Genomic DNA, 21,209 nt, shown 5'->3' with positions numbered 1-21,209 from the left:
GAGCACATGCCCGACCACGACGACGTCTCCGGAGCGACCACCCGCCCGACCATGGCGCTCATCGCCGAGCGCGCCGGGACGAGCGTCCCCACCGTCTCGAAGGTGCTCAACGGCGGCACCGACGTCTCGGAGGCGACCCGCCTGCGCGTGATGGAGGCGGCGCACGCGCTCGGCTACCGCCGCCGCCCGCGCCTGCGCCCGCCGGTCGAGGATCCGCACTCCGCCCAGATCGTCGACGTCGTCGTCGGCCACATCGGCGGCACCTGGATCGGACCGGTCCTCGAGGGGATCGAGGCCGAGGCCTCCGCCGCCGGGGTCGACCTGGTGCTCACCCGCGCCCGCGACGACGGCGCCTGGATCAGCCGCCTCCTCCGCCGCCCCTCGCTCGGCGCCATCGTGGTGCTGGTCAACGTCTCGGCCGCGCAGCTGCACCTGCTGACCACCGCCGAGCTGCCCGTCGTCGTCGTCGACCCCAGCACGCGGCCGCCGGCCGACGTCGCGAGCGTCGGCGCGACCAACTGGGACGGGGGCCGCATGGCCGCCGAGCACCTGCTCGACGCCGGCCACACCCGCTTCGGCGTCCTCGGCGGCACCCGCACCCAGCTCTACAGCAGCGCCCGGATCGACGGCTTCACCACCGCGCTCCGCGCCGCCGGGGTCGAGGATCCGCGCGTCGCCTACTGCGACTGGGACCGCGAGCTGGCCCGCGAGGCCGCCGGGTTGATGCTCGCCGAGCCCGACGCGCCGACCGCCTTCTTCGCCTGCTCCGACGTGATGGCGCTCGGCGTCTACGAGGCCGCCGACGACGCCGGCCTCCGCATCCCCCGCGACCTCAGCGTCATCGGCTTCGACGACGTCGAGGAGTCGGCCTGGGCGACCCCGCCGATGACCACGATCCAGCAGCCCATCGGCGAGATGGGCGCCATCGCCTTCCGGATGCTGCACCAGGCGCACCGGTCCGCGACCCCGCTCGCCTCGGGAGCCTCGGCCACCCGCATGGAGCTGGAGACGCGGCTGATCCGCCGCGCCTCCGTCGCGCCCGTGCGCGTCTAGCGCCGCCCGCTCGCCCTCCCACCCCCGCCCCCTCGGGATCGATGCGTCACGAACGGCCCCTCTCCCGCGCCCGTGACGACCGTTCGTGACGCATCGACCCCGGCGGGCGCCGCGGTCGGTGGCGACCCGGGTCGCACCGCCTATGCTGCCCGGATGCGCAGCGCGACCGGGGGGATGGTGGTCGCGTCGTTCGTCTCGCGGATCCTCGGGTTCGTCCGGCTGGCGCTCCTGATCGTGGCGGTCGGCGGCACGAGCGCGTCGGTCGGCGGGCAGGTGTTCGAGGTCGCGAACTCCGCGCCCACCTACCTGTACGGGCTCATCGCGGGCGGGGTGCTCGGTGCGGTGCTCGTGCCGCAGATGGTCCGGGCGCGGGCCGACGGACCGGAGGGCGTGCGGACCCTCGAGCGGCTGCTCACCGTGTGCCTCGGCGGAGCGGCGCTCCTCACGGCCGCCTGCACGCTCGCGGCACCGCTGATCGTCGGGCTCTACGCCGGGGGCTGGTCGGCCGACTGGGCTCTGCTCGCCACCCAGATGGCCTACTGGTGCCTGCCGCAGATCTTCTTCTACATCGTCTTCGCCGTCTTCTCTCAGCTGCTCAACTCCGCCGAGAAGTACGGGCCGGGCGCGTGGGCGCCCGCCTGCGCGAACGTGATCTCGGTGCTCGGGATCGCGGTGTTCCTCCTGATCCACCCCGAGGCGGCGTCGACGCCCGCCGACGAGTGGACGCCGGAGATGGTGGCGCTCCTGTGCGGCACTGCCACCGCGGCGATCGTGGTGCAGGGGGTGATCGCGGTGGCGTTCTCGCGGTCCGTCGGCGTCCGCCTGCGGCCGCGCTTCGGCGTCGCCGGGCTCGGCGGAGTGTCGCGGGACGCGGTCTGGGTGTTCCTCGGCGCCCTCGTCGCAGAGGTGTCGTACATCGTCGTCTCGAACGCGGCGACGGCGGCCGGCCAGGCCATGAACCGCGCCGGCGTCGACGGGCCGAGCCTCAACTCCTTCTCGAGCGCGCAGCTGCTGCTCCTGCTGCCGCACGGCATCCTGGTCGTCTCCGTCGCCACGGCGATGTTCACGCCGCTCAGCCGGGACCTGCACCGCGGCGATCGGGCGGCCGCGGCGGTGAACCTCCGACGGACCGAGGACGCGGTGCTCGCCGTCACTCTGCTCGCGACGCTCCTGTTCGTCGCGGCGGCGCCACTGCTCACGCAGCTCGTCTTCGGCACACCGGTGATCGGCGGAGTCCTGCAGCTGCTCGCCCTGAGCCTGGTCGGCTTCAGCCAGACCTACGTCCTCAACCGGGCGATGTTCGCGCTGGGTCGGGCCCGCGACTCGCTGGCGACCCAGGTCGTCTCGGCCGTCGGCGTCGCGGTGGGGGCGCTCGTCGGCGGGCTCCTCCTGCCGGCCGAACTCGTCGTGCCGGCGATCGCGGGCGGCACCGCCCTCGGGACCACGGCCGCGTGGGCCCTCGCCCACTGGCTGGTCCGGCGCCGGATCGGCGTCGTGCCGCAGCCGACCCGGGACCGCCGCGCCGCTCTCGTCGCGGCGCTGGTCGCAGCCTGCGCGTCGGTGCCGCTCGGCCTGCTGCTCGCCGTGCCCGCCGACCGCCTCGCGGCCGGCGCCGTGCTGCTGCCGGTCGGACTCGCGATCACCGCCCTGTTCGTGGTCGTGCACCGGGTCGTCGGCGGGCGCTGGCTCTGGTCGCTGGTGCTCGCGCCGCTCTGAGGGGCTGCGCGTGCGGTCCCGCAGCCCGACGCTCAGTGCCCCGCGCCGAGATTCCCGGCGAGGCGGCCGTGCATCCGGGTGGAGGCGTCGTTCATGCCCGCGATCACGGCGCGGGTGCCGTGGCGCTCGTACTTGGTCGTGACGGCGTCCAGCGCGGCGACGGTCGAGGCGTCCCAGATGTGGGAGCCGGAGAGGTCGATCACGACGTGCGCAGGGTCCTCCGCGTAGGAGAACTGCGTGGTGAGGTCGTTGCTGGAGGCGAAGAACAGCTCGCCGGTGACCGTGTAGTGGGCCGTCGATCCGTCGGACGAGAGGGTGCGCTCGACGGTGGCGAAGTGGGCGACCCGGCGGGCGAAGACGACCATGGCAGCCAGGACGCCGATGACGACTCCGATCGCCAGGTTGTGGGTGAGGACGACCACGACGACCGTGGCGATCATGACGACCGTCTCGCCGATGGGCATCCGCTTCAGGGTCGACGGGCGGATGCTGTGCCAGTCGAACGTCGCCACCGAGACCATCACCATCACCGCGACGAGAGCCGCCATCGGGATGATCGCGACGAGGTCGCCGAGCGCGACGACGAGGATCAGGAGGAACACGCCGGCGAGGAAGGTCGAGATGCGGGTGCGGGCGCCGGACGCCTTCACGTTGATCATCGTCTGGCCGATCATCGCGCAGCCGCCCATGCCGCCGAACAGGCCGGAGAGCACGTTCGCGGCGCCCTGCCCGAGCGACTCGCGGGTCTTGCGGGAGGGGGTGTCGGTGATGTCGTCGACGAGCTTCGCGGTCATCAGCGACTCGAGGAGTCCGACGAGCGCCATCGCGACGGCGTACGGCGCGATGGTCGTGAAGGTCTCCCAGGTCAGCGGTACGTTCGGCAGGAACAGCTCGGGGAGGCTGCGGGGCAGCTCGCCCTGATCGCCCACGGTCGGCACGGCGACCGCCGTGATGACGACCGCCGCGGTGATGAGAACGATGGCGACGAGAGGCGCCGGAACGGCCTTCGTCAGGCGCGGCACCACGACCATGATCACGATCCCGACGGCGACCAGCGGGTAGACCAGCCAGGGCACGCCGATCAGGTTGGGGATCTGCGCCGAGAAGATCAGGATCGCCAGCGCGTTCACGAATCCGACCATCACGCTGCGGGGGATGAAGCGCATGAGCTTCGCCACTCCGAGCAGCCCGAGCACGATCTGGAGCACGCCCGCGAGGATCACCGTCGCGATGAAGTAGTCCATCCCGTAGTCGCGGGCGACGGGGGCGATCACGAGGGCGACGGCGCCCGTGGCGGCGGTGATCATCGCGGGGCGTCCGCCGAGGAACGCGATCGACACGGCCATCACGAACGACGAGAAGAGGCCGACCCGCGGATCCACGCCCGCGATGATCGAGAACGAGATCGCCTCGGGGATGAGCGCGAGTGCGACGACGAGGCCGGCGAGGACCTCGCGGGTCAGGATGCGGGGGGTGCGCAGCGCCGTCATCACGGTGGGCTCGGCGTGCGGGCGGGCAGGGGTCTTCGAGGCGAGGGCCATCGCGGCGGCTCCAGGGAGTGGGAGGGGTGCTCGACGAGGAGCGCGGAGGGCTGCGGCATCGGGTCGGCGGAAGCGGGCGGGGATGCCAAGCTTGCAGAGGCGTGTCAGCAGCACGTGCAACCCTACCCTCACGTAAGGGTAGATCTGAAGGGGTGAGCAGGATCGGCACCATGCACATCGGCGAGCTCGCCGAGCGGACCGGCCTCTCGCTCCGGACCCTGCGCCACTACGACGAGATCGGCCTCGTGAAGGCGTCCGGCCGCACCGAGGGCGGCTTCCGCCTCTACACGTCCACCGACTACGACCGCCTGATCCTCATCCGCCGCATGAAGCCGCTCGGCTTCTCGCTGGAGGAGATGGCCGCGCTGCTCCGCGTGATCGACACCCTCGAGGCCGAGGGCGACGACGCGCCGGCCGAGGTCCGCGCGCAGCTCGACGCCTTCGTCGCGCAGGCCCGCGAGCGCCGCGAGGCGCTGAGCGCCCAGCTCGCGATGGCGGACGAGTTCGTCGAGCTGCTCACCAGCCGCTGAGCCCGGCCGCCGAGCCCCGCCGCCCGGCCGCCTGCGCGATCGATGCGTCGCGAACGGCTCCCGTTCGCCTCCGATGACGACCCTTCGCGACGCATCGGATCCCCGGGAGCGCGGGAGAGCCGCCCAGGTCGCGCTCGCGTCGGGCAGCTGCTCCGGGCAGTCGCCGCCCGGCTCGGTGGCGAGCTCGAAGTGCCAGATCTCGTTCGCGTAGATCTGGCAGAGCCCGTAGTCGGTGCCGTGCTGCGCGAGCCAGCTGTCCGCGGCCGTGTAGCCGATGTCGACCGCGCCGCCGGTGAGGTGGGCGGAGGAGGTGACGGATGCGACGCGGCGGCCGCGGCCCGACGGCGGCTCTCAGCCGCGCGGGCCGCGGGCCAGCAGGGCGTGCAGCAGCGGCAGCGCCGACGCGATCATCAGCAGGGTCCCGAAGCCGCTGTCGTCCGGGCGCACGACGGCGCCCGCGATCAGCAGGCCCGCGAACAGCACGGCCGAGATCACGCGGCGGACGGTGCCCTCGAGCCGGTTCAGCCGGCGCTCGATCGCGGGGACGGTGACCGCGAGCTCGCCGTCGTCGAGGGTCGTGACGAGCTCGTCGAGCCGGCGCGGCAGGCGCCAGATCAGGCCGAGCGTGTCGACGGCCTGCTTGCCGACGTCCTGCACGACGGAGCCGCGCTCCTCGCGGATCAGCTGCTGCGCGTAGGGCTCGACCGAGTCCCACAGGTTGAAGGCCGGGTCGAGCGCGCTGCAGACGCCCGAGGTCAGCGACATCGCGCGGATGACGAGCAGGAAGTTCTCGGGGAGCTGGAACGGCAGCGCGCGCACGACGTCGCCGAACTGCACGGCGAAGTCGCGGAACTCGCGCGGATCCACCTCCCGCAGCTCGGCGAAGCCCATGCCGCCGAAGCGGGCGAAGAGCTGCGTGAGCGCCCGCTCCAGCTCGCGGGAGTCGGCCGAGGGGAGGAGGACGCCGACCGCTCGGGCCGCGTCGACGAGCCCCTTGCCGTCGCGGGAGGCGGCGGCGATCAGCATCCGGCGCAGGCCCGCGCGGGTGCTCGGCGGCACCTCGCCCATCATCCCGAAGTCGATGAAGGTGAGGCGCCAGGGCAGCTCGCCCCCGGGGGTCGGCGTGACGAAGACGTTGCCGGGGTGAGGATCCGCGTGGAAGTAGCCGTTGGTGAAGAGCTGGTCGAACATCACGGCCGCGAAGACCGGAGCGACCTCCCGCGGGTCGATCCCGGCGGCCAGCAGCGCGGCGTGGTCGGTGATCTTGATCGCGGTGACGTCCTCGAGCGTGAGGACCTTGCGGGTCGAGCGCTCCCAGACCACGTCCGGGACGGCCACCCGGGCGTCGCCCGCGAAGTCGGCGGCGAAGCGGACGGAGTTGGCCGCCTCCTGCAGGTAGTCGATCTCCTCGAGGCTGGTGACCGCGAACTCCTCGACGAGGGCCGGGGCGTCGACGCGGTCCGAGACGAGGCGCACGTGGCTGAGCCAGCCGCCGACGCGGCGCAGAGCCGCGAGGTCGACCTCGACGATCTGGTCGATCCCCGGCCGCTGCACCTTCATGATGGCGGCGGAGTAGCCGGTGTCCCCGGCGTCGACGGGGGAGAGCCGGGCGCGGTGAGCCTGCCCGAGGGAGGCGGCGGCGACGGGCGACTCGTCCACTCCGGCGTAGGCACGCTCGAGCGGCAGCCCGAGCTCGGACTCGGCCAGCGCCCGGATCCGCGGGAACGGGACGGGCGGGACCTCGTCCTGCAGCCCCTCCAGCTCGCGCGTGATCTCGGGCGGCAGCACGTCCAGGCGCGACGACATGAACTGGCCGACCTTGATCATCAGGCCGCCGAGGTCGACCGCGAGCACGTGGAAGCTGCGGGCGAAGCGGCGCATCCGGCCGGGCCGGGTGCGGACCGCGACGGGCGTGAGCCCCACCCGCGGCAGGAGCAGGTCGAAGAACCAGGTGACCGCGAGATGCCACGCGGCGAAGCGGAGGATCCGGCGGTAGCGCCGCCGGTCCTCCCGCTCTCGGTGGCCCGGGGCGGCAGGACCCGGGCTGACCGAGGCCACCCGGGTCAGTCCTGCGCGAGGATCGCGTACAGGCGGCGGCGCACGTCCTCGAGTTCGGCGACGGCCTTGCGGATCTGCTCGGGGGTGCCCGAGCGTCCGACCTGGGCCGCGGCCTGGGCGAGCTCGAGGCCCGCCTTGGGCAGGGCGCCGAAGTCGACGTGGTCGGAGTCGTTCCACGGCGTCGAGGTGCCGTGCTCGGCGACCGTCGCGCGGCCGGCGTCGGTCAGCGTGTAGGTCTTGCGGCCGTTCTGCTCGTCGGCCGTGATGAGGCCCTCGTCCGCGAGGAGCTGGAGGGTCGGGTAGACCGAGCCGGGGCTCGGCTTCCAGTCGCCTCCGCTGCGCTCCTCGATCTCGCGGATGATCTGGTAGCCGTGCATGGGCTGCTCGGCGAGGAGCGCGAGCACCGCGGTGCGCACGTCCCCGCGGCCGACCCGGGAGCCGACGCGCTTCTCCATGCGGGAGCGGGCCTGCTCCATCGCGCGCCAGATGCTCTCGATGGGCGTGCCGGTGCCGAACGCGCCGGTCGATGACGATCCGTTCATGATGACCTCCTGTTTCTCCGAACGATACTCAGCGATATGGGTGGCGACTGTGAACGACTGCCGCGTCGGCTCAGAGCTTCGCGAGCTTCGCCCGGGCGACGAGGAACAGCCCGTACATGACCAGTCCCGCGCTGACGAGGGTCAGGGCGATCGTGCCGTACGGAGGGACGTCGAGGAAGTGGATGGCCCCGTCGAGCCCGGTCGCCTGGCGAGCGTCGCCGGTCAGCGCCGCGACCACGAAGATCCCGCCGGCCAGGCCCAGAGCGAGCCCCTTCGTGATGTAGCCGGTCGCGCCGAGGATCAGCACTGCCGTCCCCGTCGGGCCCTCGGGGATGCGGACGAGCTTGCGGAAGCCGCGCCGGATCCCGATCGCGACGAAGCCGATACCGCTGCCCAGCACGATCCCGCCGACGATCACGAGGATCACGACGCCGACCGTGCTCGTCAGCAGCTCGGTGTTGATGCGGCGGATCGTGGCCGAGGAGCTCGTCGAGCCGCCGAGCGCGAAGACGAGCGTGGTGCCCGCGAGCGTGAGCGAGGCGAAGCCTTTGCCCGACTCGACGATCCGGCGGCCCAGGCGGGCGGGGAGCCCCGGCGCGGAGGAGCGCCCGCCGAGGGAGAGCTGCCAGAGCCCGAGCGCGACCAGCCCGACCAGCGCAGCCCAGACCACCACGAGCCCGACGGGGGAGTCGGCCATGCGCCCGATCGCTCCGGACGCGTCCGCCTCCCGCGAGGTCTCGTCGCTGACCGCGACGCGCAGGGCGAGGCCGCCGATCAGGAGGTGGATCAGTCCGTTGACGGCGAAGCCCGTGCGGGCGAGGCGCCGGAAGCGCCGGGTCCGGACTCCGGCGCGCGGCGACGGCACGCTCGCAGTGGACATCGCGCAACCCTCTCATCCCCGGCGGCCCCGGCGCCTCCTGACCCGCCGACGCGCGCGTGGCAACCCTCTCCCCGGCCGGGTGCCCGAGTCGTCGGATGGAGGTGCGGTGCAGATCGCGCCGCAGCAGGACGAGAGAAGGAACCCCATGCGTGCACGCCGACGTCGCGCGGGCGGTCGCCGAGGGCCGAGGCGGGGCGGACGTCCCGGACCGGTCCCGAGCAGCGGAGGGCGGCGATGATGACCGGAGCGACGCTCCTCGTCCGCCGCCCGTCGAGCACGGCCTCGCGGGTGCTGGTGCTCCACGCGACCGCGGTCGAGCTGGAGCTGCTGGTGGACGCGCTGCTCGGGCTCGCCGAGGAGACGCCGTGTCTGGACGTGCGGGTGGCGGCGAGGTCGCGGGCGGCGCTCCTGCTGGCGACCGTCGATCCGGAGGCGGTGCTGCCGCTGGCAGAGGCGCGGCGGGTCCGCGTCGGGCTCCGCCGCGAGCGCGAGGAGCTGGAGCGCGGCGGGGTCGGGTGCCGGCACGTCGTCGAGGCGCGGGCCGGCCGTCGGTAGCTCCGGAGCGGGTCCCATCGGCCGCCGGCCTCGCGTCGAAGTCCTGACGGAGGTCGGTCACCGCCGATGTGCGCCGCGCCGTCCCGCCCCCGTCAGCAGCAGCTACAGGCCTCGGAGTCCTCGCTCGTGAGCGCGGAGATCGGCGTCGTGCAGGACTCGCCGCGCCAGGCCTCCAGGCCCTCGCGGACGGCGACCGCGGCGATCACGAGGCCGGCGACGGGGTCGGCCCACGTCCATCCGAGCGTGCTGTTCAGCAGCAGGCCCACCAGGACGGCGGCGGAGAGGTACGAGCAGAGGAGCGTCTGCTTCGAGTCCGCGACGGCCGAGGCCGAGCCGAGCTCGCGGCCGGTCCGGCGCTCGAGCAGGGAGAACGCGGGCATCACCAGCAGGCTGACGGCGGCCAGCACGATGCCGACGGGGGAGTGCTGGGCCTCCGAGAATCCGAGCAGCGCCCGGACCGAGTCGACGGCGACGAACGCGGCCAGGCCGAGGAACGAGACGGCGATCACCCGCAGCGCGGTGCGCTCGCGCGCCTCCGGATCGCGGCCCGAGAACTGCCAGGCGACGGCCGCGGCGGAGAGCACCTCCACCACGGAGTCGAGGCCGAAGGCCACGAGCGCGGTGGACGAGGCGACCGTCCCGGCGGCGAGGGCCACGATCGCCTCCACCATGTTGTAGCCGATGGTCGCGCCGACGATCCAGCGGATGCGCCTCTGCAGCACGCGGCGGCGGGCGGGGAGGAGCGGAGTGCGCAGGGCGGTCATGCGCAGCGGCAGTCGTCGCCGGAGCAGCAGTCCGGATCGACGACCAGGGCCAGGCGGAGCAGGTGGTCGAGCGCCCCGGCGATCCGGGTCTCGGCCAGCCGGTACCGGGTGTACCGGCCGTCCTTCACGGCCTCGACCAGCCCGCATCCGCGGAGGCACGCGAGCTGATTCGACATCACCTGCCGCGAGACCCCGAGCGCGTCCGCGAGGTCGGAGGGGACGGCCGGAGCCTCGCGCAGCGCGAGCAGGATCCGGGACCGGGTCTCGTCCGCCAGGGCGGATCCGAGGCGCGCGAGAGCAGCGGAGTGGGTGAGGGTCGCGGTGGCGGGCACGGGAGCGACGGTACACGCGATGCTGTATCGAGCGCGAGGGCGGTGGTCTCTCCTCGAACGGGCGAGCTCCCCTCCCGCTCCCCCCGTCGGGTGGGCGGACGGGCCGCACTGCCGCGGATCCCCGGGGCCGGCCTCCACGGCGCGCCCCGTGCGGCCCGCGCGCCGTGCCAGGATCCCCTTGATCGCGGCGCCCGTCCGCCGCTCCGCCGCTCGGTCTCCTGGAAGGGCCACGGACCCGCCTTGCTCGATGCCACGACCCTCCGCGTCGCCTTCGGGGTCACCGCCCTCACCCTCTTCCTGCTGTTCGCGCTGGTCACCTACCGGTCGACGCGCTCGTCCTTCAGCTTCTGGTGGTGCACGGCGCTCGCGCTGTTCATGGGCGGCTCGCTCGCCTACCTCCGCGACGGCACGGCCGACCAGGTGTGGGCGAATCCGCTCGGCAATGGGCTCATCGTGGCCGGCGCCGCCGCGGTCTGGGCGGCGAGCCGCTCCCTCCGCGGCCGGCCGACGCCGTGGTGGCTGGTGGTCGCTCCGACCGTGGTGGTGACGGGCGTGTCCAGCCTCGACTCGCCCGCCGTCAACGACTGGTCGGGAGGGCCGCTCTACCTCGCCTCGATGGCGCTCCTCATCGGCCTGTCGACCCGCGAGATCGCGCTGCTCGGCGCCGGGCGCTCGCGCACGCGCTGGCCGCTGCTGCTGAGCTCCGGCGCCCTCTCCCTCTACTACGCGCTCCGGTTCGCCGTGTTCCTGGCCGCGGGGCTGCGCAGCGAGCTGTTCGCGACCTGGTTCGGGACCCCGACCACCACGCTGATCACGCTGGTGCTGCTGGTCGTGGTGTCGTTCAGCATGGCGTCGCTCAGCGGCGAGCAGGTCGCGCAGATGCTCACCGCCGGCGCCGCCCGCTCGCGGCAGGAACTCGCCGACGGCGAGAGGGTGCAGCGGCGGCTCGAGCCCCGCTCGGTCCCGGACCTCCCGGGCTACGACGTCGCCGGCGCCTGCGTGCCCAGCGGGACGGTGAGCGGCGACTTCTTCGACTGGCGCTGCACGCCCGACGGGCTCGCCGTCACCGTCGTCGACGTCATGGGCAAGGGGGTCGGCGCCGCGATGATCGCCGCCACGGTCCGCGCCGCCCTGCGCGTCACTCCTCCCGCTCTCGGCCCCGCGGCGACGATGGCGCTCATCGACCGGGTCGTCGAGCCGGATCTGTCGGCGAACGACGCGTTCGTCACGCTCCTCCACCTGCGGCTCAGCGCCTCGACCGGCGACATCGCCCTCGTCGACGCCGGGCACGGACTCGGGATCGTCTGCCGCGCCGACGGGTCGCGCGAGCGCATCCCCTCCGCCCACCTGCCGCTCGGCCTCCTCGGCACGCAGGAGTGGGAGCCGACCGGCCTCCGGCTCCACCCCGGCGACCTGCTGCTGATCTGCAGCGACGGCGTGCTGGACCTCTTCGACGGCTCCCTCGCCGCCCTCGACCGGGTGGCCGACGCGGCCGTAGCCGCCCCCGCGACCGCCGCCGACGCGGTCGCCGGCGTCACCCGCCTGGCGGCCGAGGGGCTGCTGGCGGACGACGTGACCGTGGTCGCGATCCGGCGGACCTCGGGGAGCTGACCCGGCCTCAGCCCCGCCCCGCCTGCAGCCGGAGCCCGGCCAGCAGCAGGTCGAGGCCGGAGCGGAACACGTCGAGGTCGTCGTGCGTCGCCATGACGTCGGCCGCGTGGTGGCCGAAGGGGAACTCCTCCGGATCGAGGGCGCGCCAGCGGTCGGCCAGGTGCTCGAGGAACTCGCCCCTCTCCATCCCGCTCTCGAGGAACTCGCGGGGCGGCGGCTGCGCCAGGTCGGCCGCGACTCCGACGACGTAGCTGACGATGGACGACACGGCGTGGAACCGCTGCCGGGGCGTCAGGTCGAGAGCCATGAGCTGCTGCCCGAGGCGCTCGTACATCGCCATCGAGTTGGGCTGCACCCCGGTCGTGCGGAGCATGTAGAGGCCGAACCAGGGTCGGCGGACGCACTCGTCGAAGAGGGCCAGTGCGACGGCGCGGACGTTGTCGATCGGGTCCGGCCCGTGGGTGAGCGGCTCGCTGTCGGCGAGGACCCGGCCCATGACCTCGTCGGTCGCCCGCTCCAGCAGCTCGTCGCGGCTGCCGACGTACCAGTAGATGCTCGCCACACCGCCGCCGAGTCGGGCCGCGAGCGCGCGGAACGTGAGGGCCGACTCCCCGGACTCGTCGAGGATCGCGATCGCCTCGGCCAGCACGGTGTCGAGCGAGTGCGACGCTCGGCGGCGGCCCCGGGCGGGGGAGGGCGCGGCAGCGGTCTCCGTCGGGCGATCTGCAGGCATGGCTTGCATCTTACCGAACGGCGTTCCATACTATCGAACGCCGTACGAGAGTCGAACGGCGTTCGATAGGAAGGCGCCTCGATGTCCGCTCCGACGACCACCTCCGCCGAGTCCCGCGCTCACACCTCCCTCCGCTCCGCGGCACTCCCGCTCGCCGCTCTCTGCCTCGCGTTCTTCGTCGAGATGGTCGACAACACGCTGCTCTCGATCGCCCTCCCGACGATCGGACGCTCACTCGACGGGTCGACCGCCGGACTGCAGTGGGTGACCGGTGCCTACTCCCTGACCTTCGGCGGGCTGCTGCTGACAGCCGGGTCCGCCGCCGACCGGTTCGGCCGCCGCCGCGTGCTCCTCACCGGCCTCGCCGCGTTCGGGCTGATCAGCCTCGCCGTCGTCCTCGTCACCGACATCGGCCAGCTGATCGCCCTCCGCGCGGCGCTCGGCTGCGCCGCGGCCGCCATGGCGCCCGTCACGATGTCGCTGGTGTTCCGGCTCTTCGACGACGAGAGGCTCCGCATGCGGTCGATCACGATCGTGATGATCGTCGGGATGTCCGGCATGGTCCTCGGCCCCCTCCTCGGCGGCTCGATCCTCAGCACCGTCAGCTGGCAGTGGCTGCTCGTCGTCAACGCCCCGATCGCGCTGCTGGTCTGGATCGGCGTGCGCCTCGGAGTCCCCGCGGACCAGCGCGCCGACCTCACCTCCGGTCGGCTCGACCTGCCGGGGACCGCCCTCACCGTCGCCGCGGTGGGGCTCGGCTGCTACACACTCACCAGCGGAGTCGAGAACGGCTGGCTGTCGCTCCTCACGATCGCCTGCGCCGCGGGCACCGTCGCCGCCGTCGCGGGATTCGCCGTCCGCGAGCGCCGCGCCGTCTCGCCCATGATCGACCTCGCGATCTTCCGCGCCGGCCCCGCGCGGGGAGCGGCGCTCACGCAGCTCGGCGCCTCGGTCGCCTTCGCGAGCGTCCTGTTCGGCCTGATCCTGCACTTCCAGTACGCCTACGGCTGGAGCCCGGTGCGCGCCGGCCTCGCGAACCTGCCCGTCATCGTCACGATGCTCGCCGCCACTCCGGTCACCGAGCGCCTCGCCGCGAAGCTGGGGCACCGCGCGGCCTGCCTGATCGGCACCGGGCTCCTGGTCGGCGCGCTGCTCGGGATGTCCTGGGCGGTGGACCGGGGCTACCCCGCGATCGCCGTGATGATGGTCGTGATGACGGTGGGCCTGCGGACGATCATGACCATCTGCGCCGTCGCCCTCGTCGAGGCGATGCCCGCGAACCGCACCTCGATCGGTGCGGCGCTCAACGACACGGCCCAGGAGATCGGCACCAGCATCGGCACGGCCGTCGTCGGCACGCTGATCGCCGCACTGGTGGCGACCACCCTCCCGGCGGGCGCGTGGAGCGCGGACCTCGTCCGGAGCTTCTTCGCGGGTGAGCGGGTCGCTTTCCTGGTCGTGGCGGTCCTCGTCGGCGTGATCGCGACGATCGGCTCGCTGTCCCTCAGCGACTCCCGCTCCACCGAGGAGCCGGCGGCGGCCTAGTCCGTCGGGTCGCGCCGGGCGTCCTCGAGGTCGGCGATGTCCGTGTACTCGAGGAAGTCCAGCGGAGGGATGTCCGTCATCTCCTCGCTCCACGAGGGACGGGCCGGCTGCATGCGGCGCGTCTCGAGCTCGATGTGGGCGATGACCTCCGCGGAGCGCCGGACGCTCAGGGCAGGACGGTTGACAGCCGCCCGTCGAGTCCGGTGGGGGAGGTGTCGCGCGGTGGAGCCCGCGCTCAGAGCTGCGCGAGCAGCCTCTCGCACGCCTGCTCGCAGCGGCGGCAGGCCTCGGCGCAGATCCGGCAGTGCTCGTGCATCCCGGCGTGCTGCTCGCAGTCGTCGGCGCAGGCGCGGCAGGCCAGGAGGCAGGCCTCGACGAGGGCGCGGACGGCCGCGGATCCGACGACGCCGCGGCGCGAGAGCACGGCGCCGGTCGCGGCGCACACGTCGGCGCAGGCGAGGTCGGTGCGGATGCAGTGGACCAGCTCGGCGACCGACTCCTCGCCGAGGCACGCGTCGGCGCAGGCGGTGCAGGTGAGCGCGCAGGCGCCGCACGCGTCGATGCACTCGGCCAGGACCTCCGGATCGACGCCGCGCAGCTCCTCGGGGTGGCTCCGGATCATGTCGCTCGTGCTGCTCATGGCGCGTCCTCTCGTCGTGACCCCGGCGGGTCGATCGGTCCGGGCGACGCTACGGGCCCGCCCGCCGCCGGGCGAGGGCCTGGCCAGGCACCGCGGCCGGTGATAGCCGGGCCGTCAGCCCCTCACGACGAAGGCGTCGTGGATCAGGTTGCCCCCGGTCGCCGCCGGATTCCGTGTGCTGCCGCGGGTGATCGTGACGGTGTGGGTGCCGGCGGGCAGGGTCCCGCTGGTCCAGACGGTCTGGGCGGAGCGGGTGGTGGCGCTGTAGCGGTCGACCGAGGCCACGAGGACGCCGTCGAGGCGGACCTCGTCGATCCCGGACGTGCTGGACCGGCGGCTCACCCACGAGACTCCGGTGCCGGTGAAGCGGAGGGTGGCGGAGGCGCCCCCTGTCGACGAGAAGGAGACACCGCCGCCGCTGTCCGCGGAGGAGGAGGTGGTGGACCAGGTGCCCGTGACGGCGACGGCCGGCGAGCCGTTCTGGTGGGTGCCGGCCCCGACGGCGGCGAGCGGAGTCGCGGTGGCGGTCGGCGTGGAGGTCGAGGTCGGCGCTGCCGTCGCGGTCGGCGTGGGCGCGGCCGTCGGCACCGGAGTGGCGGCCCTCTTCGCGAGCACGATGGACGCCGTCGCTCCCTTCAGCCCGTTCGGCCGGAACGTGATCGTCGTCGCGGTGCTCGTCCTGCTCGTCACGCTCAGGGCGGCGCTCGAGGACACCGTGCCCGCGGTCGGCCGCGCGAGCGTCACGGTGAGCGCGCTCGTCGAGACCTGCGTCGGGTCGACGGTCGAGACGGTCACCGTGTCCGCGTCCTCCCGGATCGAGACCAGTCCGGCGCCGGTGATGCTCGCGACCCGGGTGCCTCCGACGAGGACGGGGCTCGTGGTCCCGGCCTTCCACGACACGGCGCTCACGGTGCCGGTCGAGCGGTCGCGGGCGGCGCTCAGCTGGGGGGTGTTGCTGAGCACGGTCACGTCCGGGTCCGCCGCGTACGCGGCGGTCGCCGCCTCGGAGGCGCCGGGGAGGACCGTGTACGCGTACGAGGCGCCGGTCGGGTTCGTGCCGTGGCTCGTCGTGAGGGAGTAGTAGTGGCCGGTCACCGGCGCCGTCGGACCGGCGGCGCTCACGGCGCTCCAGGCTCCGGTGCGGGTCCGCCCCTGCGCGGTCAGGGCGATCGGCGTCGGGAAGACGTAGCCCACCGACTCCGCGGAGCCGGTGATCGAGGCCCAGCGGGCGGTGCTCGTGGCGGTCGCCTCCGCACCGCGGAGGACGCCGTCGACGCGGAGCCTCGCGTCGGGAGCGACGTCGCGGCGGTCGTCGATCACCGTCTCCGCGCGCCGGCGCACCCCGTCCCAGCCGGTCCCGGACATGTCGGTCGCCGTGATCCCGGAGCCGAGCGCGAGGATCTCGTCGTCGAAGGTGAACCAGGCCTTCTTCGCGACCAGGCTCACCGACGCCGCGTCGAAGTCGAGCGCCGCGATCCCCGTCCGCCGCGACAGGCTCTCGAGGCTCCCGGTGAAGGTCGTCGTCGGGCGGGACGACGCGCCCTCGCCCGCGCTCCGGACGATCGTGTCCTCGGTGGTGCCGGGCATCCGGTACGGGTTCGCCGTGGCCCAGTAGCCGTCGTCGTACTGGCGCCCGCTGCCCAGGTGGAGCGAGGTCGCGCCGTCGCCGGTGTACCAGCCGCTGCGGTTCTCGCCGTTGAGCGACTCGTAGCGGGCGATCCGTGTGCTCGACAGGCCGACGGCGAAGCCCGAGGTCGCCGTGGTCCGCGTGAAGCGGTCCATGCCGGCGAAGGCCCGGACGCCCGAGCCGATCGGGGTCGCGGTCAGGCCCGTGTCGGCGAGGACGAGCCGCGCGCGCACGACGTCGCTGACGGATCCGGCCGTCTCGATGCTCACGGGGCTGCCGGCGTTGCAGGCCAGCCAGCTCTTCGCCAGCGCGTTCGTCCGGGTCCGGGCCGCGGGCGGGGCGCTGTCGGCGAGGCGCAGCACCGCCGCCTGCAGCTGGACTCCGACGTCGCCGTCCTCCGACTCCGCCCGCGCGGTCTCGCGGCCGCGGACCGTCGACATCACGGCGCCGCACCAGGTGACGGGGGCGAAGGAGGAGGCGAGCCGGTCGTACACGCCGAGCCCCTCCGGGCTCGTGATCTCCCAGCGGGAGCCGTCGAGCAGCGCGTACAGGTCGTCGAGGGTGTCGAGCATCGAGAGCCCGTACCCGCCGCTGTAGGCGAAGACGCTGTGCTGCACGAAGGAGCCGTCGGCGTGGAAGCCGTCGCCGGACGCCACCGTCCGCAGCGCCGGGTCGATGCCGGCGGCCGCCTCCGCGATCTTCGCCGGCTGCTTCAGAAGCACTGCCCGCCCGGCGATGACCGCCGCCGTCCAGACGCGGTTGGCGCCGGTCCGGGTGACGGTGTCGGCGAAGCGCGTCGAGGCCGACAGGTAGGCCTGCACCTGCGCCGCCGAGAGGTCGGGGTAGAGGAGGGCGGTGATGCTGTTCAGCTCGAGCGGGATGCCGATCTGCTGCTCCCACCAGCGGGAGGTGCCGGTGGTGGAGCGGTTGTAGCGGTTCGCCGAGAGCCAGTCGGCGGTCGTGACGACGTCGCGGAGGAGCGCCGGGTCGCCGGTGAGGGCGGTCCCGGGGGTCTTCAGCGCGGTCGCGAGGACGGTGACCCGCTTGTAGGCGGCCCACACCTCCACCGCCGAGGTGCCCGTGACCAGGTCGGGCCAGGGCTCGCCGCCGTCGGTCTCGAGCGTCGACCAGTAGCCCTCGGCCTCGGCGACGAGGCGGCCCTTCGCCGCGGCGAGGCCGCCGACGCTCCCGCTTCCCGGGATCGTGCCCGTCAGATCGGCGACGAGGGCGAGGCGCATCGCGTCGTACTCGTCGCCCGCCGAGTCGACGGCGGACGCTGTCGGCGCGGTGGCGAGCGGGAGGATCAGGACGGTCACGAGCAGGAGCGCCGCAGCGAGCGGGCTCCCGCGCCGGGGCGCGTCGGATCGAGAGGGTCGGTTCGTCTCCGCGCGCGATCGGCGGAGGGGACGCGGCTGAGTGGGCACGGGCGCTCCTGAGGCGACGCCCACGAGCCTGCGGGCTTCGGGTGCTCGCGGGTCGCCGGGGGAGCGTCGGGTGAAGAGTAGGGGTCCGCTCCGTCCGGCGGCAAGAGGCGGAGGCGAGGACGGCCGGGATCGGCCACCGCCGACGCTCCCGACCGCGCGATCTGCGACAGCCGTACCCCGTGAGGGGTACAGAGGCGCCGAAGGTCCCCCACCCGTCAAGCGGGGCGATACGGTCGGAGGTGCGTGTGCGCTCCGGGGAGTCCCGGCGCGGCGCGCAGGGGGAAGGGGGCACGGATGATCGAGGCCGAGCAGGATCCGCGGCTGGTGGCGCTCGAGGCGCTCGAGATGATGGGGTCGGCTCCGGAGGAGCGCTTCGACCGGATCACACGGATGGCCGAGGAGCTGTTCCGCGTGCCCGTGGCCGAGATCCACTTCCTCGACGACACCACGCTGTTCACGAAGTCCCCGCAGCGTCCGGACGCCGTGCTCGCCTACCCGCGCGCCGGCACCTTCTGCGACGCGACGCTCGAGAAGCGCACCACCTTCGTCGTGCCGGACCTCGGTGCCGACGAGGCGTGGGCCGGGCACGAGCACGTCGCGGGGTACCCGCACGTCCGCTTCTACGCCGGGCGGCCGCTGTCGGTCGAGGGCGACCTTCAGCTGGGCACCCTCTGCCTCATCGACTTCGTGCCCCGGAGCCTCACCCCGGACGAGCGGCAGCTGCTCGAGGAGTTCGGCGAGTGGGTCGAGCGGGAGCTGCGCGACACGGCGGAGCGCGACCGCGCCGCCGACATGCAGACGCAGATGGCTCCCTCCTCCCTCCACCACCCTGCCGGCTACGAGCTCTCGGGGCTCTCGCTGCCGCGGTGGACGATCACCGGCGACTTCTACAGCTGGCGCGGCGACGACGAGACGGTCGACCTGACCCTCGTGGACGTGATGGGCAAGGGGACGGCAGCGGCGATCGTGGCCGCGTCCATCCGCTCCGCGTTCCGGGCGCGCCTGGGCGGCGACCCCGACGCGGTCGTCAGCGCGGTGAGCGCGCAGCTGCACGACGACTTCACGGCCACCGAGACCTTCGCGACCCTCTTCCACGGGCGCCTCGACACCGCGTCCGGCCGGATCGACTTCGTCGACGCGGGCCACGGGCTCACCGTCCTCCTCCGCGCCGACGGCTCGTTCCAGCGGCTCGCGGCACTGGGCCTCCCGCTGGGCATCGCGGAGGACGGCGGCTGGATCACCCAGACCGTGGAGCTCGCGGTCGGCGACTCGCTCCTGGCCTTCACCGACGGCGTCCTCGACCTCTACGACGGGACCCTGCAGTCCCTGGCGCGCGCGGTCGACCTCGCCCGCGACTCCGCCGACACCGCCGAGTTCCTGCAGGCGCTGAGGGCGCTCGCCGCCTCCGGCTCCGCGTCCGACGACATCACCGCCCTCGTGCTGACCCGCACGGGCGCCGACCGCTCCGCCGAGAAGGACCCCGCATGACGTTCACGACCGAGACGATCGCCCCCGACATCGCCGTGCTGCGGGGGGAGGGGCGGCTCAACGCGGCCTCGGCTCCGGAGCTGCGCTCGGCCGTCCGCCGGGCGATCGACGAGGGCAGCCCCCGCATCGTCGTCGAGCTCAGCGCGGTGACGTTCATGGACTCCTCCGGTCTCGGCGCCCTGGTCGGCGCTCTCAAGACCGCGCGGCAGGCGGGCGGCGACCTGCGGATCGCGGCTCCCAGCGGGCAGGTCGTGATGGTGCTGCAGCTGTCCAACCTGGACCGGGTGCTCACCCTCTTCGACACCGCCGGCGACGCGTACCGTGACTGAGCGCAGCGTCGGGTTCCGCACGCCCCCGGACGACACCGAGGTCGTCCACGAGATGCTCGCCGGGCTCTGGGGCGAGCGGCCGGACCTGCCGGCCCGCGACCGCATGGCCGTCGAGACGGCGCTGGTCGAGCTGGTCGACAACGTCATCCAGCACGCGACGTCGACGACGACGATCGTCTGCCGCCTCGTCGTGCGCGTCGAGGGAGACGCGATCCACGCGGAGCTGGTCGACACGGCCGATCCGCCGGACATCGGCACGGGGCCGCGGGAGATGCCGGACGTCTTCGCGGAGTCGGGCCGCGGGCTCGCTCTCATCCAGGCTCTGACGACCACGTTCGAGCACGAGCGCTCCGAGGGGCGCAACGTCTGGACCCTGACCCGGGCGCTGGACTCCTAGCGACTGGCGCGGATCAGCGGATCGTGTGCGCGGTGATGACCGCGGCGGCACGCGCCAGGTCGTCCGCCATGCCGTTCAGCCCGGGGGAGGCCTTCAGCACCTCCGCGCTGACCTCGTCGTAGCGCTCGTCCACCTGCGCGAGCAGCTGCTCCCCGGAGGCGGTGAGGCGCAGCAGGACGCTGCGGCGGTCCTGCGGGTTGGCGAGCCGGTCGACGTGGCCGGCGGTCGCCAGCCGGTCGAGGAGCGCGGTCACGGCGCCCGTCGAGAGGGAGAGCTCGAGACCCAGCCACTTCGGCGTGAGGTCGGGCGACTCGCCGAGCACCTCGAGCGCGGTGAGCTCCGAGATGCCCACGCCCACGCCCGCGGCGATGCTCGCGCGGAGGTGCCGCTGCGCGTTCTCGAGCAGCCGGAGCGACTGCCGCAGCTGCACGGCGGGCGCGTCCTGGTCGACGTCGGGCGGGGTCGGTCTCTCGGTGGTCATTCGTCCTTCTCGGGGTAGGGCTGGGGTCATCGTACGGGTCGCCCTCGGGGGTCCCGGCCTGTCACCCGGACAGGGGGTGAAAGAACGATTGCAATGTATCTTTGTCATCAAGTAACTTAGCGGTCAATCGAGTTCGGCGGACCACCAGCCGGACCCTCCCCCTTCAGCATCAGCCCGCCCCACCCGATCAGGAGTCCTGCCATGTCGACCCACACCGCCAAGTCCAAGCGCGTCCGCTTCGCTCCCCTCGCCATCGCGACGAGCATCGCCGCCGCCGCTCTCCTCTCCGTCTCGATGTCCGGCACCCTGTCCGGCTTCGTCGCGAGCATCTCCAACACCGGCAACACCGCCGCCTCCGGCTCGCTCGTCATGGAGGAGAAGTCGACCGGTGCCAGCCCCATCACCTGCCTCAGCACCGACGGCGGCTCGATCAGCACCAACACCGCGACCTGCGCGACCATCAACAAGTTCGGCGGATCGACCACGATGGTCCCCGGCCAGACCGTCACCACCGCGATCACGCTGAAGAACACCGGCACCGTCAACGCCAACACCTTCACGCTGACCCCCGGCGCCACCTGCTCGCAGAGCAACAACGTCGCGGCCGGCGCCTCCGGCTCCGCCACCGACTTCTGCGGCAAGCTCAACGTCGTGATCACCTCCGGCGGGACCACCGTCTTCACCGGCACCGCCGCGACCCTCGCCGGCTCGGCCGTCAAGACCCTCAACACCGCCCCGGTCACCCCCGGCACCTCCACCCCCTTCTCCATCGCCGTGACCCTCGACTCGTCGGCCACCAACGCCTACCAGGGCCTGTCCGCCTCGCTCCCGCTCACCTGGACCTTCGCGAGCTGATCCCCTCTCCACCCGGCCCGGAGCGCCCCCGCGCGACGGACCGGGGGAGGAGCGTCCCGCAGCGCTCCTCCTGCACCGCCCCCGAGAATCCCCCTCTCCCCCGAGAAC

General features: G+C 73.4%; 20 protein-coding genes. 10 read left to right on the top strand and 10 right to left on the bottom strand.

Annotated features, from left to right (window positions below):
- Positions 1-6: 6 nt before the first annotated feature.
- Positions 7-1,053, top strand: coding sequence for a LacI family DNA-binding transcriptional regulator (locus C5B95_RS14460; RefSeq protein WP_104224297.1), 1,047 nt, complete (start codon positions 7-9; stop codon positions 1,051-1,053).
- 153 nt (positions 1,054-1,206) lie between these two features.
- Positions 1,207-2,769, top strand: a complete 1,563-nt coding sequence (murJ, locus tag C5B95_RS14455; protein ID WP_104234036.1) for a murein biosynthesis integral membrane protein MurJ — start codon at positions 1,207-1,209, stop codon at positions 2,767-2,769.
- Between the two features lie 32 nt (positions 2,770-2,801).
- On the opposite strand, the gene C5B95_RS14450 is transcribed toward murJ, so the two are convergent.
- Positions 2,802-4,310, bottom strand: a complete 1,509-nt coding sequence (locus C5B95_RS14450) for a SulP family inorganic anion transporter (protein WP_104349491.1) — start codon at positions 4,308-4,310, stop codon at positions 2,802-2,804.
- 170 nt (positions 4,311-4,480) lie between these two features.
- Between C5B95_RS14450 and C5B95_RS14445 the strand changes: the two genes are divergently transcribed.
- Positions 4,481-4,840 carry a MerR family DNA-binding transcriptional regulator gene (locus C5B95_RS14445; RefSeq protein WP_104227142.1) on the top strand — a complete coding sequence of 120 codons (360 nt, stop codon included), beginning with the start codon at positions 4,481-4,483 and terminating at the stop codon, positions 4,838-4,840.
- A gap of 351 nt (positions 4,841-5,191) precedes the next feature.
- On the opposite strand, the gene C5B95_RS14440 is transcribed toward C5B95_RS14445, so the two are convergent.
- The 3 genes from C5B95_RS14440 to C5B95_RS14430 all read right to left on the bottom strand — a co-directional run bounded on the left by C5B95_RS14440 (position 5,192) and on the right by C5B95_RS14430 (position 8,320).
- Positions 5,192-6,898 (bottom strand): AarF/ABC1/UbiB kinase family protein, encoded by a 1,707-nt coding sequence (locus tag C5B95_RS14440; protein ID WP_104349490.1) that lies wholly within the window; start codon positions 6,896-6,898, stop codon positions 5,192-5,194.
- A 5-nt stretch (positions 6,899-6,903) separates the two neighbouring features.
- The gene (locus tag C5B95_RS14435) at positions 6,904-7,440 is read right to left on the bottom strand and encodes a PadR family transcriptional regulator (protein ID WP_104224292.1); all 537 of its coding nucleotides are present in this window, start codon (positions 7,438-7,440) and stop codon (positions 6,904-6,906) included.
- A gap of 70 nt (positions 7,441-7,510) precedes the next feature.
- Complete coding sequence (locus C5B95_RS14430; RefSeq protein ID WP_104224291.1) at positions 7,511-8,320, bottom strand: DUF1206 domain-containing protein; 810 nt, start codon at positions 8,318-8,320, stop codon at positions 7,511-7,513.
- A 234-nt stretch (positions 8,321-8,554) separates the two neighbouring features.
- On the opposite strand from C5B95_RS14430, the gene C5B95_RS14425 reads away from it, so the two are divergent.
- Positions 8,555-8,875: a hypothetical protein gene (locus C5B95_RS14425; RefSeq protein WP_104349489.1), complete on the top strand. Its 321-nt coding sequence runs from the start codon at positions 8,555-8,557 to the stop codon at positions 8,873-8,875.
- Positions 8,876-8,967: 92 nt separating this feature from the next.
- On the opposite strand, the gene C5B95_RS14420 is transcribed toward C5B95_RS14425, so the two are convergent.
- On the bottom strand, positions 8,968-9,639 hold the full coding sequence (locus C5B95_RS14420; protein WP_104349488.1) for a cation diffusion facilitator family transporter: 672 nt from the start codon (positions 9,637-9,639) through the stop codon (positions 8,968-8,970).
- Positions 9,636-9,971: a helix-turn-helix transcriptional regulator gene (locus tag C5B95_RS14415; protein WP_104349487.1), complete on the bottom strand. Its 336-nt coding sequence runs from the start codon at positions 9,969-9,971 to the stop codon at positions 9,636-9,638. Before C5B95_RS14415 ends, C5B95_RS14420 begins: the two co-directional genes overlap by 4 nt.
- Before the next feature lie 240 nt (positions 9,972-10,211).
- Here C5B95_RS14415 and C5B95_RS14410 point away from each other — a divergent pair, with 240 nt between their 5' ends.
- Positions 10,212-11,582: a PP2C family protein-serine/threonine phosphatase gene (locus C5B95_RS14410; RefSeq protein ID WP_104349486.1), complete on the top strand. Its 1,371-nt coding sequence runs from the start codon at positions 10,212-10,214 to the stop codon at positions 11,580-11,582.
- A 7-nt stretch (positions 11,583-11,589) separates the two neighbouring features.
- Here C5B95_RS14410 and C5B95_RS14405 read toward each other — a convergent pair whose 3' ends face one another.
- The gene (locus tag C5B95_RS14405; RefSeq protein ID WP_219812210.1) at positions 11,590-12,315 is read right to left on the bottom strand and encodes a TetR/AcrR family transcriptional regulator; all 726 of its coding nucleotides are present in this window, start codon (positions 12,313-12,315) and stop codon (positions 11,590-11,592) included.
- Between the two features lie 81 nt (positions 12,316-12,396).
- On the opposite strand from C5B95_RS14405, the gene C5B95_RS14400 reads away from it, so the two are divergent.
- Positions 12,397-13,860, top strand: a complete 1,464-nt coding sequence (locus C5B95_RS14400; protein WP_104349485.1) for an MFS transporter — start codon at positions 12,397-12,399, stop codon at positions 13,858-13,860.
- A gap of 235 nt (positions 13,861-14,095) precedes the next feature.
- On the opposite strand, the gene C5B95_RS14395 is transcribed toward C5B95_RS14400, so the two are convergent.
- Together C5B95_RS14395 and C5B95_RS14390 are read right to left on the bottom strand one after the other, a co-directional pair.
- Positions 14,096-14,500: a four-helix bundle copper-binding protein gene (locus tag C5B95_RS14395; protein ID WP_104255963.1), complete on the bottom strand. Its 405-nt coding sequence runs from the start codon at positions 14,498-14,500 to the stop codon at positions 14,096-14,098.
- A 114-nt stretch (positions 14,501-14,614) separates the two neighbouring features.
- Positions 14,615-17,443, bottom strand: coding sequence for a polysaccharide lyase 8 family protein (locus C5B95_RS14390; RefSeq protein ID WP_146076622.1), 2,829 nt, complete (start codon positions 17,441-17,443; stop codon positions 14,615-14,617).
- A 402-nt stretch (positions 17,444-17,845) separates the two neighbouring features.
- Between C5B95_RS14390 and C5B95_RS14385 the strand changes: the two genes are divergently transcribed.
- The 3 genes from C5B95_RS14385 to C5B95_RS14375 are packed head-to-tail and all read left to right on the top strand — an operon-like array spanning position 17,846 to position 19,765.
- Positions 17,846-19,039 (top strand): PP2C family protein-serine/threonine phosphatase, encoded by a 1,194-nt coding sequence (locus tag C5B95_RS14385; RefSeq protein WP_104224280.1) that lies wholly within the window; start codon positions 17,846-17,848, stop codon positions 19,037-19,039.
- Positions 19,036-19,368 (top strand): STAS domain-containing protein, encoded by a 333-nt coding sequence (locus tag C5B95_RS14380; RefSeq protein ID WP_104267899.1) that lies wholly within the window; start codon positions 19,036-19,038, stop codon positions 19,366-19,368. The genes C5B95_RS14385 and C5B95_RS14380 overlap by 4 nt, the downstream gene beginning before the upstream one ends.
- Positions 19,361-19,765 carry an ATP-binding protein gene (locus C5B95_RS14375; protein WP_104227126.1) on the top strand — a complete coding sequence of 135 codons (405 nt, stop codon included), beginning with the start codon at positions 19,361-19,363 and terminating at the stop codon, positions 19,763-19,765. Before C5B95_RS14380 ends, C5B95_RS14375 begins: the two co-directional genes overlap by 8 nt.
- Positions 19,766-19,778: 13 nt before the next feature.
- Here the strand turns inward: C5B95_RS14375 and C5B95_RS14370 are convergent, their stop codons facing one another.
- A complete protein-coding gene (locus C5B95_RS14370) occupies positions 19,779-20,246 on the bottom strand; it encodes a MarR family transcriptional regulator (RefSeq protein ID WP_181068096.1) in 468 nt (155 codons plus the stop codon).
- Between the two features lie 201 nt (positions 20,247-20,447).
- Here C5B95_RS14370 and C5B95_RS14365 point away from each other — a divergent pair, with 201 nt between their 5' ends.
- Positions 20,448-21,101, top strand: a complete 654-nt coding sequence (locus C5B95_RS14365; protein ID WP_104224276.1) for a hypothetical protein — start codon at positions 20,448-20,450, stop codon at positions 21,099-21,101.
- The last annotated feature ends 108 nt before the right edge of the window (positions 21,102-21,209 follow it).

The organism is Rathayibacter sp. AY1A7 (assembly GCF_002930845.1).
In the GTDB taxonomy this organism is placed as follows: Bacteria; Actinomycetota; Actinomycetes; order Actinomycetales; family Microbacteriaceae; genus Rathayibacter.
The sequence above is the reverse complement of the archived record's forward strand: the minus strand, read 5'-3'. Positions and strand labels throughout refer to the sequence as shown.